This window comes from Pseudomonas sp. MF06569, assembly GCF_059862735.1.
In genome coordinates, this window is the sequence record NZ_JCBCUZ010000013.1 from 40,293 (window position 1) to 53,896 (window position 13,604).

At 57.0% G+C, this 13,604-nt stretch carries 9 protein-coding genes; 5 read left to right on the forward strand and 4 right to left on the reverse strand.

What is annotated here, in order from left to right; translation table 11 throughout:
- Positions 1-144: 144 nt before the first annotated feature.
- The 3 genes from AC19YQ_RS13940 (at position 145) to yjiA (ending at position 3,542) form a co-directional block, all read left to right on the forward strand.
- On the forward strand, positions 145-2,211 hold the full coding sequence (locus AC19YQ_RS13940) for a carbon starvation CstA family protein (RefSeq protein WP_500595344.1): 2,067 nt from the start codon (positions 145-147) through the stop codon (positions 2,209-2,211).
- 15 nt (positions 2,212-2,226) lie between these two features.
- The gene (locus AC19YQ_RS13945; RefSeq protein ID WP_007937254.1) at positions 2,227-2,424 is read left to right on the forward strand and encodes a YbdD/YjiX family protein; all 198 of its coding nucleotides are present in this window, start codon (positions 2,227-2,229) and stop codon (positions 2,422-2,424) included.
- Positions 2,425-2,567: 143 nt separating this feature from the next.
- Complete coding sequence (gene yjiA, locus AC19YQ_RS13950; protein ID WP_133078608.1) at positions 2,568-3,542, forward strand: GTPase; 975 nt, start codon at positions 2,568-2,570, stop codon at positions 3,540-3,542.
- Positions 3,543-3,731: 189 nt separating this feature from the next.
- Here the strand turns inward: yjiA and AC19YQ_RS13955 are convergent, their stop codons facing one another.
- From AC19YQ_RS13955 to AC19YQ_RS13965, 3 genes are all read right to left on the reverse strand, one after another.
- Positions 3,732-4,286, reverse strand: a complete 555-nt coding sequence (locus AC19YQ_RS13955) for a hypothetical protein (RefSeq protein WP_500595345.1) — start codon at positions 4,284-4,286, stop codon at positions 3,732-3,734.
- Positions 4,287-4,429: 143 nt separating this feature from the next.
- Positions 4,430-5,683 (reverse strand): serine hydroxymethyltransferase, encoded by a 1,254-nt coding sequence (gene glyA / locus AC19YQ_RS13960; RefSeq protein WP_133078606.1) that lies wholly within the window; start codon positions 5,681-5,683, stop codon positions 4,430-4,432.
- Positions 5,684-5,782: 99 nt separating this feature from the next.
- The gene (locus tag AC19YQ_RS13965; protein ID WP_500595346.1) at positions 5,783-9,643 is read right to left on the reverse strand and encodes a sensor domain-containing protein; all 3,861 of its coding nucleotides are present in this window, start codon (positions 9,641-9,643) and stop codon (positions 5,783-5,785) included.
- Between the two features lie 267 nt (positions 9,644-9,910).
- Here AC19YQ_RS13965 and ettA point away from each other — a divergent pair, with 267 nt between their 5' ends.
- Both ettA and gdhA read left to right on the forward strand, forming a co-directional pair.
- Positions 9,911-11,578 (forward strand): energy-dependent translational throttle protein EttA, encoded by a 1,668-nt coding sequence (ettA, locus tag AC19YQ_RS13970; RefSeq protein ID WP_133078604.1) that lies wholly within the window; start codon positions 9,911-9,913, stop codon positions 11,576-11,578.
- A 279-nt stretch (positions 11,579-11,857) separates the two neighbouring features.
- Positions 11,858-13,195 carry an NADP-specific glutamate dehydrogenase gene (gdhA, locus tag AC19YQ_RS13975; RefSeq protein ID WP_500595347.1) on the forward strand — a complete coding sequence of 446 codons (1,338 nt, stop codon included), beginning with the start codon at positions 11,858-11,860 and terminating at the stop codon, positions 13,193-13,195.
- 113 nt (positions 13,196-13,308) lie between these two features.
- On the opposite strand, the gene AC19YQ_RS13980 is transcribed toward gdhA, so the two are convergent.
- A complete protein-coding gene (locus AC19YQ_RS13980; protein WP_500595348.1) occupies positions 13,309-13,602 on the reverse strand; it encodes a chorismate mutase in 294 nt (97 codons plus the stop codon).
- Positions 13,603-13,604 lie beyond the last annotated feature (2 nt).

Below are 13,604 nucleotides of genomic sequence, written 5' to 3' on the forward strand. Positions count from 1 at the left end.
GCGTTGCACGGGACAACTATGCAGCGCCATCCAGCACAAACCCACAAAAGAAGGCTCTAGACCAACGTTAGGGGCTGGTCTTTAGAGCCAAGAGCGCTAAACTCCGGGGGCAGTCTTTCTTGTCCAACTGGCCGGAATTAAAAAATGAATAATAAAAATAGCCTGCTACGCCACATTCCGTGGCTGGTGCTGGCAATTGTAGGAGCCTGCGCCCTTGGCGTAGTTGCGTTACGCCGGGGCGAGGCGATCAACGCCTTGTGGATCGTAGTGGCAGCGGTTGCCATTTATCTGGTTGCTTACCGTTATTACAGTCTGTTTATTGCCACCAAGGTGATGCAGCTCGACCCCAGTCGCGCTACCCCTGCAGTGCTCAACAACGATGGTCTGGACTATGTGCCGACCAACAAGCACATTCTTTTTGGTCACCACTTTGCCGCCATCGCTGGCGCCGGACCGTTGGTGGGGCCGGTTTTGGCCGCGCAAATGGGCTATCTGCCGGGCACACTCTGGCTGATCGCCGGTGTTGTTCTGGCCGGTGCGGTGCAGGACTTCATGGTCCTGTTCATGTCCACCCGCCGCAACGGTCGCTCTTTGGGCGACATGGTGCGTGAGGAAATGGGCAAGATCCCGGGCACCATCGCGCTGTTTGGTTGCTTCCTGATTATGATCATCATCCTTGCGGTGCTGGCGCTGATCGTGGTCAAGGCCCTGGCCGAAAGCCCGTGGGGCATGTTCACCGTGATGGCGACCATCCCGATTGCGATGTTCATGGGCATTTACATGCGCTACATCCGCCCGGGCCGCATCGGTGAAATCTCCATTGTCGGTGTGCTGCTGTTGCTCGGCTCGATCTGGCTGGGGGGCCAGATTGCGGCAAGCCCTGAATGGGCTCCGGTGTTTACCTTCACCGGTACGCAGATCACCTGGATGCTGATCGGTTATGGTTTTGTTGCAGCCGTGCTGCCGGTGTGGCTGGTTCTGGCACCGCGTGACTACCTGTCGACCTTCCTTAAAATCGGCACCATCGTGGCACTGGCCATCGGCATTCTGGTCACCATGCCTGAGCTGAAAATGCCAGCATTGACCCAGTTCACCGACGGTACTGGCCCCGTCTGGAAAGGCGGTCTGTTCCCGTTCCTGTTCATCACCATTGCCTGCGGTGCGGTATCGGGTTTCCACGCACTGATTTCTTCGGGTACTACACCCAAGTTGCTGGATAACGAATGCAACTCCCGTTACATCGGCTACGGCGCGATGTTGATGGAGTCCTTCGTGGCCATCATGGCGATGGTTGCCGCCTCGGTCATCGAGCCGGGCGTGTACTTCGCCATGAACAGCCCGGCGGCCATCGTCGGCGGTGATGTGGTGACTGTTGCGCAAACCGTAAGCAGCTGGGGCTTTGCAATTACCCCGGATGCACTGACCGCACTGGCCAAGGATATTGGTGAAACCACCGTTCTGGCCCGTGCCGGCGGCGCACCGACACTGGCTGTGGGTATCGCTCAGATCCTGCATAACGTGTTGCCGGGCGAGAACACAATGGCGTTCTGGTATCACTTCGCCATTTTGTTTGAAGCCCTGTTTATCTTGACGGCGGTTGACGCCGGTACCCGTGCCGGTCGCTTTATGCTGCAAGACTTGCTGGGCAGCTTTGTGCCTGCACTCAAGCGGACCGAGTCCTGGGGCGCCAACATGCTGGCAACAGGCCTTTGTGTGGTGATGTGGGGTTACCTGCTGTATCAGGGCGTGATCGATCCATTGGGCGGCATCAACACCCTGTGGCCGCTGTTCGGTATCTCTAACCAGATGCTGGCGGGTATCGCGCTGATGCTGGCAACCGTTGTGCTGATCAAAATGAAGCGTCAACGCTACATTTGGGTGACCATGCTGCCAGCGATCTGGCTGCTGATCTGCACCACCGTTGCAGGTTTTATCAAGCTGTTCGACGCCAACCCTGCGGTCGGCTTCCTGGCCCTGGCCAACAAGTACAGCACTGCGCTGGAAGCGGGCCAAGTCATTGCCCCAGCGAAAAACATCGACCAGATGCAGCACGTGATCATCAACGCCTACACCAACGCCGGTCTGACCGTGCTGTTCCTGTTCGTGGTGTTCAGCATTCTGTTCTTTGCGATCAAGGTGGGCGTGGCAGCATGGGGCAGTAAAGTACGTACGGATAAAGAGTCGCCGTACCAAGTCATGCCGGATGCATAACAGAGGGTTGCAATCATGTTCAATGACCTGAGTCGCCTCGGTAAATACCTCGGTCAGGCCGCGCGTCTGATGGTCGGCATGCCCGACTACGACAACTACGTCGAGCATATGCAAACCAAGCACCCGGACAAGCCTGTCATGAGCTACGAGGCGTTCTTCCGCGAACGCCAGGAAGCCCGTTACGGCGGCAAGGGTGGGCCCAAGTGCTGCTAGCCCGTCAGGGCTAAGTTGCATCTGACTGTGGGAGCGGGCTTGCTCGCGATGAGTGCTCTGCGGTGTATCCGTTACACCGCGTTGCTTGAGTCGCGGGCAAGCACGCTCCCACTTTTTTTTGCGTCATTTCAAGGAGACTGTGCATGTCCTCTCCAATCCCCGTCACCATCCTCAGTGGCTTTTTGGGTGCCGGTAAAACAACCTTGTTGCGTTACCTGCTCAAGGCCGAACATGGCCTGAAAATCGCCGTGATCGAGAACGAATTCAGCGATGCCGGGATCGATACCCAGTTGTTGGGTGATGAGCCCGTGCAAGTCATGACACTGGCCAATGGCTGTGTGTGCTGCACCATTCACACCGACCTGACCAAGGCGCTGTACCTGCTGCTGGAGCGTCTGGACAGTGGCGAAATAGCGTTCGACCGCCTGGTGATCGAATGCACCGGCCTGGCCGACCCGGCACCGGTGGCGCAAACCTTTTTCATCGACGAAGAACTGCGCGAGCGTTACCTGCTGGACGGCATCATCACCCTGGTGGACGCCGCGCACGCCGATGTACACCTGAGCCAAACCATCGCCCAGGCACAAATCGGTTTTGCTGACCGCCTGTTGGTGAGCAAGCGCGACCTGGTGGATGACGCCACCTTTGATGCCTTAAGCGAACGCTTGACCCGTATCAACCGCCGGGCGCCGATACGTGTGGTTGAGCACGGCAAGATAGATCTGGCCGAGTTGCTGGATGTCCGAGGGTTCAACCTCAACGCAGACTTGGGTGGTGGCCTGAATTTGCGTCCGGTGCAACCAGCGTCATCTATCGACCGCATCTCAAGCCTTGTGCTGCGCACCGAAACACCGCTGGATATCGACAGCCTCAGCGCGTTCATGAACGAACTGCTGGAAGATCACGGCAAGCAATTGTTGCGTTACAAAGGCGTGCTGAGCATTGCCGGTGAAGATCGACGACTGGTGTTTCAGGGCGTGCTCAAGCTCTACGGCTTCGACTGGGACACTGAGTGGGCTGAGGGTGAGGTGCGCGACAGCGTGATGGTGTTTATTGCAGATGACTTGCCTGAAGCCAAGATTCGCGAGGGGTTTGATGTTCTTGCCTCACGAAAATAGTGGGTTTTTCGCGCCAGTTGTGACCTGCTGAACGTATTGGGCTGGCGTTTGCTACCCGAATAAAAACGTCACGTACTACCTGTGTGGGAGCGGGCTTGCTCGCGATGATATCGACACGGTGTGTCTGAAAGACCGCATTGCCTGAATCGCGAGCAAGCCCGCTCCCACATAAAAATGAACCGGAGTGGGTTAATAAGCCCCGTTTCTTTCTATCACACTTAAAAGAAATACCATTTTGTAGTTTTCAGCGGTTTCCCCCAAGTATGAGTGAGGCGATCCCTTGGCTCTTTTAACCCCTATATACTTATTGTTGTGAGTTTTTAGCGTGATCAGTGTATGAGCTTGACTTAAGTTGTCCGCTGTAACGGCTATATTGTTTTCATCAAGCAGCGTGAAGGTAAGTGGGTGTTTTAGTGTCGGACTTCTCGCATAGAGTATATCCATATGGTTTTTGGCCAGCCGGTGCCGATCATACTGGCCAGCGTGTTTGATATGTATTTCATACCCTTTTACGGTATGCCGGAAATAAAGTTTGACTACCGCCTTGACCCCGCCTGTGGCGTGGGCCTGAATGCCCAAGGCTGCGGAGTCGTCTCTGGTCTGCGGTCGGCCGGTGAAGAAACCGCCGCTGGCAAATACGTCTGTGACTGTTACAGGCTGGCCGTGAAGCGTCCCTAATAGATGAAGGTTATGGTTCGGTACTTGTAAGGTGGCGATGAATGATTGTTGTGTATCGTTAGTCATTGTCTGAACTCTGTTGTTGGTGAAAAGCATAAAGTTCAGATTAGGTCGTTATCACCCATGGACATATGGCGATATGTTTCAAAATAACTGGGGCAATAAAAAGCCCGGCTCAAGAGCCGGGCTTTTTATTCAGCTATTTACACTTAGTTGCCGTATACCGGCAGCTTGGCGCAGATGGCTTTGACTTTTTCGCGAACGGCGTCGATAACGGCTTCGTTGTTGATATCAGCCAGGATGTCGCAGATCCAGTTAGCCAGTTCACGGCACTCTTCTACTTTGAAGCCGCGAGTGGTAACAGCCGGAGTACCGAAACGCAGACCCGAGGTCACGAACGGGGAGCGTGGATCGTTCGGCACGGAGTTTTTGTTCACGGTGATGAACGCTTTGCCCAGTGCGGCGTCAGCGTCTTTGCCGGAGATTTCCTGCTTGATCAGCGACAGCAGGAACAGGTGGTTTTCAGTACCGCCCGATACCACGTCAAAGCCGCGCTCGATAAACACCGATGCCATGGCTTGGGCGTTTTTCACAACTTGTTGCTGGTAAGCCTTGAACTCTGGTTGCAGAGCTTCTTTGAAGCACACGGCCTTGGCGGCGATGACGTGCTCCAGTGGGCCGCCTTGCGAACCCGGGAAGACAGCCGAGTTCAGCTTCTTCTCGATGTCGGCGTTGGCCTTGGCCAGGATCAGGCCGCCACGTGGACCGCGCAGGGTTTTGTGAGTGGTGGTGGTGACCACGTCAGCAAACGGAACCGGGTTAGGGTAAACGCCAGCCGCTACCAGACCGGCTACGTGAGCCATGTCGACGAACAGGTAGGCGCCAACCTTGTCAGCGATAGCGCGGAAACGCGGGAAGTCCAGGATCTGCGAGTAGGCAGAGAAACCGGCCACGATCATTTTTGGCTTGTGCTCAACGGCCAGACGCTCTACTTCGTCGTAGTCGATCAGGCCGTTGGCGTCGATGCCATACTGGATGGCGTTGTACAGCTTGCCCGAGGACGAGACGCTGGCGCCGTGGGTCAGGTGACCGCCGTGTGCCAGGCTCATGCCCAGGATGGTGTCGCCAGCCGACAACAGGGCCAGGTAGACAGCGCTGTTGGCCTGGGAACCGGCGTGTGGCTGAACGTTGGCGTAATCGGCGCCGAACAGCTCTTTTGCACGGTCGATAGCCAGTTGCTCAACGACGTCGACGTATTCGCAGCCGCCGTAGTAGCGCTTACCCGGGTAGCCTTCGGCGTATTTGTTGGTCAGAACCGAGCCTTGAGCTTCCATGACCGCTGGGCTGGTGTAGTTTTCCGAAGCGATCAGCTCAATATGTTCTTCCTGGCGCTGAGCTTCTTGCTCCATGGCGGCAAAAAGGTCGGCGTCGAACTTGGCAAGTGTCAAATCACGGCTGAACATGGCGGTCCTCAGGGATCGGGGGGCAGAAAAGGAGGGCATTCTAACTCAATGGGTTTTATCTGGCATATGAATGCGATTCACGGTGATGAGAGGCAGGATTCACATGTGCAGTTCATCACTGGCCGCTTGCAGTTGCTTGACCAGTAGATGTGCTGGCATCGGGCGACCAAACAGATAGCCTTGCACTTCATCGCACCCATGCTCGCGCAAGAAATCCAACTGCTCCTGGGTCTCCACGCCTTCGGCGATGACGGCCAGGTTTAGGCTATGGGCCATTGCAATGATTGCACGGGCAATCTGCGCGTCCTGTTCGCCTGAGGGCAGGCCATCGACAAAGGTACGGTCGATTTTCAAGACATCGATCGGGAATTGCTTGAGGTAGTTGAGCGATGAATAACCGGTGCCAAAGTCGTCCACGGCAATGCTGAGGCCGAGGTTTTTCAGACTGGCCAGAATGTGCAGGGCTTCGCTGACTTCGCGCATCAGGATACTTTCGGTCAGCTCAAGCTCCAGGCAGGCAGGGGACAGGCCGGTCTCCTTGAGGATCGTTGCGATGCGCGTGCCCAGTTGGCCATCGGAAAACTGGCGCGCCGAGATGTTGACCGAGACTTTGGGCACGCGCACTTTGGCCTGGTGCCAGAGCTTGAGCTGGCGACAGGCCTCGGCCAGCACCCAGTCACCCACTTCGACCACCAGGCCCAGCTCTTCGAGTACCGGGATAAAGTCACCGGGCGGCACCAGTCCGCGCCTGGAGTGGTTCCAGCGCAACAGTGCTTCAACCCCGGTCAGCCGTTTGCCGTCGCCGCTGAATTGCGGCTGGTAAAAAAGGATGAACTCTTGCTGTTCAAGGGCGTGGCGCAGGTCGCTCTCAAGTTCCAGGCGCTCAAGGGCGCTGGCGTTCATGTCGGCCTGATAGAACTGGAAGTTGTTTTTGCCGCGCTCTTTGGCGTGGTACATCGCGGTGTCGGCGTTCTTCATCAACTGGCTGAGTTCGTTGCCGTCTTGCGGGCTCAAGGCAATGCCAATACTGGCGGTTACAAAGAACTCGCGACTTTCTAGTACAAAGGGTTTTACCAGGCTGGCAAGGATGTGCTCGGCCACGCTGATGGCCCGGTTCAAGGCCAGTTGACGGGTGGCTCGTGGTTGCAGGAGCAGGGTGAATTCGTCACCGCCCATACGCGCCACGGTGTCGTCGTCACCGACGCAGGCCAGCAAGCGGATGGCCATGTCCTTGAGCATTCGATCGCCTGCGGCGTGGCCCAGGGAATCGTTGATCGGCTTGAAACGGTCGAGGTCGAGGAACATCAGCACAACCCACGACTTGTTGCGTTCGGCCTGTTGCAACGCAGTGTGCAGGCGATCCTGAAACAGCGTCCGGTTAGGCAGGTGGGTCAGGGCGTCGTAGTAAGCCAGGCGGTGAATTCGCTGTTCACTGGCTTTGCGCTCGCTGATGTCACTGAAGAAGCACACGTAGCTGGCCAGATCACCCTCGTCATCGAGCACGGCAGTGATGCCGACCCACGCCGGGTAGTGTTCGCCGTTGAGACGCTTGAGCCAGACTTCGCCCTCCCATGTGCCATTGACATGCAGTTGCTTGAGCACATAGGTCAGGTGCGCGCGTTGTTGGGCATCAACGGTCAACATGCTCGGCAATTGGTCGAGCACCTGGGCCACGGCGTAGCCGCTGACCCGGCTAAAGGCTTCGTTGGCCTGCACGATATAACCGGCGGGGTCGGTAATCAGGATGGCCGAGGTGGAGTGCTCAAACACCGTAGCGGCCATGCGCAGGTCTTTTTCAGCACGACGTTGCTGACTGATATCACGGCCAACGCCCAGAATGCCTTCGAAGCCATCGTTTTCATCCCACACCAGTACCAGCCGCAGCTCGATGGGGACTTTATGCCCGTCGGCGCGCAAGCAGTCGAACAGGAACAACTGGGTTTGCACCTGGGCGCGCAGGGCCGAGAGTTGTCGAGGTGTGTGCAGGGCGGCGCGGATACGTTCGATCAGGCTGTAGATACCCTCCAGTTGTTGCGGGGTCGCGATAATTGACTGCCAGCCATTGTCGAACACCCATTGTGCGTCGTACCCCAGCACGGTCTGGATGGAGGGGCTGAGGTAGTTCATGCGCAACGTGCTGTCGGTGGAGAAAATCACATCGCTGATGCTTTCGGCCAGCATCCGGTAGCGCTGCTCGCTGTCACGCAGTGACTCACTGGCTTCGATCTGGTCGGTGATGTCTTTGGCCACCCCGACAATGCGCGTGACTTGATCCCCGGTGTCACGGGCAAAGGCCTGTTCACGGATGTCAAAGCGCCGCCAGGTGCCTTGCTGATGGCGAAAGCGCAACTGGCACTGCATCAAGTGCTTATAGCCATCTTCCCGTTGCTGCTGGCGCAGCTGGTGATAACGTTCGGCGTCATCCGGGTGCAGCAACAGTTCCCAGAAATACGCGCCCATTTCCTGAAGTTCGATGGCGCTGTAGCCCAGGGTCTGCCCAAGGTGATGGTTGCTGAATATGATCCGCTGGCTGATTACATTTTGCACATAGAGGTGGTCAGGTACGGTGCGTACGACATCCGACCAGAAACTTTCGCGCTCTTGCAGGGACAATTCGATCAGCTTGCGGCTTGTGATGTCGCTGATGCTCAGGATGACCGCGTGATAGTCCTGAGGGTCTTCAGGCAGGCGCAGTACCAGCCACACATGTTGATCCCGGCCGCTGGCATCGCTCAGCTTTACTTCCAGTTCAAGTTGCTGCTGTTGATCCAGTACGGTTTCGACGATTTGATAGCCAATGGCCGAACTGGTTTGGGGGCAGCCGTTAATCAGCTTCAGCCAGGCACCGTCCCCGGATTCGACCTCCAGCAGCTGCATGGCGACCTGATTGACTTCAGTGATGCGCAGTTGCGCAAATAATTGACTACGAAGCTGGGGGTGATCGCTTAGCCATTGCTTGAGGTCACTGCTGTCGTGGAGTTTTTCGCGCTCAAGAAATCCCGGCAAGCTGGACAGGTCGAGCACGCACAGGGCAACCCCGGTGCCTTCGAAAATATCGTGATAACGGCGGCGGCCTTCATGCAGTTGGCGTTGGCGGCGGCGCATGTTCAGCAGCGCAATGATCGGCAGCAACGAAAACAGCAAGCCGAGCAGGCATTTGACGATCAGTCCGGGCAGCAGTCGTTCAACTGCCTGGCGTTCATTGAACAGCCCGCGCAACTGCCAGTCGCTGTGATTGATGGGGCTCAGTTGTACGGTGTCGCTTTCATCCTGCTGGCTCAGGGTTGAGCCTGGCGAAACGGGGCTGTAGGCACGCTTCAGGACCTTGCGGGTTTTGACGTTTTCAATCAGCCATTGTGGCCGACTGCTGCTGGCGTTCTGGTGTGTCATGTTTTGCAGCAGTTCCGGGCTCATGCGCAGCAGCCAGTAACCACCGATATCGCCTGCGGGCTGGCGCAGTAACAAATAGAACACGCTGGCGTCAGCGTTATTGCTGAAGTAATAGCCGTCGGTACGTTTTCGCGAGGGGATCAGGCTTGCCCATTCAGCCAGGAATGCGGCGTCGGGGGTGGTGCCAGCGCTGTCGAACACGACCTGCCCGGCAGTGCTGAGCAAGACCAGGCTCTGGAGCGAGGGTACGTATTGATGCAGTTGATTGACCAGTGCCTGCTGTTGGCGCAGGGTTTTCGGCAGCGTATCGACAGGAAGCAGATTAAGGGCGGTTTCGGCCCGTACTTCCATGCTCAGGCTGATGTGGTCGGCCAGATCGGCACTGTAGTTGATGCTGTTTTGACGCTCTTGCTGGAGCGTTTCCTGGAACTGCTCAATCAACAACCAGAACAACATCGCCAGCAGCAACAGAACCAGAGTGGCCAACGCACTTTTCAACGTTCCGCGCACAGGCGTCCCAAGAAGTGGGTTGGACGCTTTATTCAGAGTGGGCGGCGTGACATTGGGCAACGTGTGATCCTGCAATTTGGCGGCATTGGCGCCAGGCCCCCTAAAGACGCCCAGAGGGCGCCTAGCATGCCTTGGGTTGTGGCAAAGTGCCAGCCCTCTGGTCTGCACTGGTTTGCCCTGTTCAGCGCATTCAGGTAGATTCGGGCGTCTACATTTATGCATTTTCTGCGAGCAGGCATTGATTTCGATCAGTCCCTGACTTTCTGCTATGGCCTGATCCGGGCATTGCTCGCACCTTATTCACTCGTCTCTGACCCTAGGTTCTCCATGGCTCAATACGTTTTCACCATGCATCGGCTGAGCAAAGTTGTTCCGCCGAAGCGGGAAATCCTGAAAAACATCTCCCTGTCGTTTTTCCCAGGCGCCAAGATTGGCGTACTCGGCTTGAACGGTTCGGGTAAATCCACCCTGTTGAAAATCATGGCGGGTGTCGATACCGAGTTCGACGGCGAAGCCCGTCCGATGCCCGACCTGAACATCGGTTACCTGCCCCAGGAACCGCAGCTGGATCCGAGCAAGACCGTGCGCGAAGTGGTTGAAGAAGCCGTGAGCGTCATCAAGGACGCTCAAGCGCGCCTGGATCAGGTTTACGCCGAATACGCAGACCCGGATGCCGATTTTGACAAGCTGGCTGCTGAACAGGCCAAGCTTGAGTCGATCCTGCAAGCGAGCGACGGTCACAACCTGGAGCGCCAGCTGGAAGTCGCTGCCGACGCCCTGCGTTTGCCAGCCTGGGATGCCAAGGTTGAGCACCTGTCGGGTGGTGAGAAGCGCCGTGTGGCCTTGTGCCGCTTGCTGCTGTCGGCCCCGGACATGCTGCTGCTCGACGAACCAACCAACCACCTGGATGCCGACTCGGTAGCCTGGCTTGAGCACTTCCTGCACGACTTCCCGGGTACCGTGGTTGCGATTACGCACGACCGTTACTTCCTGGATAACGTGGCGGGCTGGATCCTTGAGCTTGACCGTGGCGCGGGCATTCCTTACGAGGGCAACTATTCGGGTTGGCTTGAAGCCAAGTCCGATCGTCTGGCTGCCGAATCCAAGCAGCAGTCGGCCCATGAAAAGGCCATGAAAGACGAGCTGGAATGGGTCCGTAAAGGTGCCAAGGCGCGTCAGTCGAAGTCCAAGGCTCGTCTGCAGCGTTTCGAGGAACTGCAATCGCAGGAATTCCAGAAGCGCAGCGAGACCAACGAAATCTACATCCCGGCCGGTCCGCGCCTGGGTGACAAGGTTATCGAGTTCAAGAACGTGTCCAAGGGTTACGGCGATCGCGTGTTGATCGACAACCTGTCGTTCGCGATGCCTAAAGGCGCCATCGTTGGCGTGATCGGCGGTAACGGTGCCGGTAAGTCGACCTTGTTCCGCATGCTGATGGGCAAGGAACAGCCGGATTCAGGCAGCATCGAAGTCGGTGAAACCGTGCAACTGGCGTGCGTGGACCAGAGCCGTGACGATCTGGACGGCAGCAAGACTGTATTCCAGGCGATTTCTGACGGTTCCGATGTGATCCGCATCGGTAACTATGAAATCCCGTCGCGTACCTATGTAGGTCGTTTCAACTTCAAAGGGGGCGATCAGCAGAAGTTCGTCAAGGACCTGTCCGGTGGTGAGCGTGGTCGCCTGCACCTGGCCCTGACCTTGAAAGAGGGCGCCAACGTGCTGCTGCTCGACGAACCGTCCAACGACCTTGACGTTGAGACGCTGCGTTCGCTTGAAGAAGCTCTGCTGGACTTCCCTGGCGCCGCCATTGTGATCTCTCACGATCGGTGGTTCCTTGATCGCGTTGCGACTCACATCCTGGCGTACGAAGACGACTCGCAAGCTATCTTCTTTGAAGGTAACTACACCGAGTACGAAGCTGATCGTAAAAAGCGCCTCGGCGAAGCGGCCACTCAGCCGCACCGTGTGCGTCACAAAAAACTGGCCCAGTAAGGCCGGTTCGCAAGAAAAGACGGAGCCCCTCGGGGCTCCGTTTTTTTTTGGCAGAGCAATACTGTCCCTGTGGGAACAGTAGGTGGGTTTTTAGTGGTGCAAAAGTGGGTACAAGAAGCTTTTTTTTGGTGCGCAAAAGCCCGTGAAATCGGTTTAATTTATATAAATGCACCATTTAAATTCAGAACTGCGACATTTTGCGCTGTCGCGGTGCCACATGAATTGATAAAGTCCCGGTCAATCTCTGTTTAACGACAATAAATTTGCCGAGAATTAACCATGATCGAATCCGTCGACCAGTTCCTTGCCCGCCTGAAAAAACGTGACCCGGACCAGCCTGAATTCCACCAGGCAGTAGAAGAAGTCCTGCGCAGTTTGTGGCCGTTTCTTGAAGCCAATCCCCATTACCTCACTTCAGGCATTCTTGAGCGCATTTGTGAACCTGAGCGCGCGATCGTGTTCCGCGTATCCTGGGTTGATGATGAAGGCAAAGTGCGGGTTAACCGTGGTTTCCGTATCCAGATGAACAGCGCCATTGGCCCTTACAAGGGTGGTCTGCGGTTCCATCCGTCGGTGAACCTGGGCGTTCTGAAGTTCCTGGCGTTCGAGCAAACCTTCAAGAACTCCCTGACCTCGTTGCCTATGGGCGGCGGCAAGGGCGGCTCTGACTTCAACCCCAAGGGCAAGAGCGACGCTGAAGTCATGCGTTTCTGTCAGGCCTTCATGAGCGAGCTGTACCGCCACATTGGTTCGGACGTTGACGTGCCGGCAGGCGATATCGGTGTAGGCGCCCGTGAAATCGGCTTTATGTTTGGCCAGTACAAGCGCCTGAGCAACCAGTTCACTTCGGTGCTGACCGGCAAGGGCATGAGCTACGGCGGCAGCCTGATCCGCCCTGAAGCCACCGGCTTTGGTTGTGTGTACTTCGCGCAGGAAATGCTCAAGCGCAGCGGCCAACGTATCGATGGCAAGCGCGTAGCGATCTCTGGCTCCGGTAACGTGGCGCAGTATGCGGCGCGCAAAGTCATGGACCTGGGCGGCAAAGTGATCTCGCTGTCGGACTCCGAAGGCACGTTGTACTGCGAAGCTGGTTTGAGCGAGGAGCAGTGGGAAGCGCTGATGGACCTCAAAAACGTCAGGCGCGGTCGTATCAGCGAATTGGCCGGGCAGTTTGGTCTGGAGTTTCTGGCGGGCCAGCATCCGTGGAGTCTGGCGTGCGACATCGCATTGCCATGCGCCACTCAGAACGAACTGGACGCTGATGCGGCCCGTACACTGTTGAGCAATGGCTGTGTGTGCGTGGCAGAAGGCGCGAACATGCCGACTACCCTCGAAGCGGTCGATCTGTTTATCGAGGCCGGTATCTTGTTTGCACCGGGCAAGGCATCCAATGCCGGCGGCGTGGCGGTGAGCGGTCTGGAAATGTCGCAAAACGCCATGCGCCTGCTGTGGACGGCAGGAGAGGTCGACAGCAAACTGCATAACATCATGCAGTCGATCCACCATGCGTGCGTTCACTACGGCGAAGAAAACGGTCGGATCAACTACGTCAAAGGCGCGAACATTGCGGGCTTCGTCAAAGTCGCTGACGCCATGCTGGCCCAGGGCGTGGTGTAAGCCGGTTCCGTTCTTCTGTGGGAGCGGGCTTGCTCGCGATGCAAGCGACGCGGTGTATCTGTTGCGTCACGTCGATCCAATCGCGAGCAAGCCCGCTCCCACACGGTCTCTATCTAGTTGGCAAGCGCCTTGTGCTCAGCCAGTTCCTGCTCGATAAAGGCTGCAATCATGGCGCGGTAAACTGCTTCGGTGACGTTCGGGTTAGCGCCCAGTTCTGAGGCCAGCGCCCGGACTTTTGCAATCACCTGCTCAACCCGTTGCGGCGCCCTGACCGCATCGCTGTCTTTTTTGAACCGCGCCGCTTGCGATACGCAGGCACCCCGTTCGGCGATCAAGCCGACAATCTTGCGATCCAGCCCGTCGATTTTCTCGCGCACCTGTTCAAGGGAATCGTAGTTAACAGCCATGT

Coding starts and splice junctions, on each gene's coding strand:
- AC19YQ_RS13940 (WP_500595344.1), top strand. CDS start 145: ATGAATAATAAAAATAGCCTGCTACGCCACATTCCGTGGCTGGTGCTG.
- AC19YQ_RS13945 (WP_007937254.1), top strand. CDS start 2,227: ATGTTCAATGACCTGAGTCGCCTCGGTAAATACCTCGGTCAGGCCGCG.
- yjiA (WP_133078608.1), top strand. CDS start 2,568: ATGTCCTCTCCAATCCCCGTCACCATCCTCAGTGGCTTTTTGGGTGCC.
- AC19YQ_RS13955 (WP_500595345.1), bottom strand. CDS start 4,286: ATGACTAACGATACACAACAATCATTCATCGCCACCTTACAAGTACCG.
- glyA (WP_133078606.1), bottom strand. CDS start 5,683: ATGTTCAGCCGTGATTTGACACTTGCCAAGTTCGACGCCGACCTTTTT.
- ettA (WP_133078604.1), top strand. CDS start 9,911: ATGGCTCAATACGTTTTCACCATGCATCGGCTGAGCAAAGTTGTTCCG.
- gdhA (WP_500595347.1), top strand. CDS start 11,858: ATGATCGAATCCGTCGACCAGTTCCTTGCCCGCCTGAAAAAACGTGAC.
- AC19YQ_RS13980 (WP_500595348.1), bottom strand. CDS start 13,602: ATGGCTGTTAACTACGATTCCCTTGAACAGGTGCGCGAGAAAATCGAC.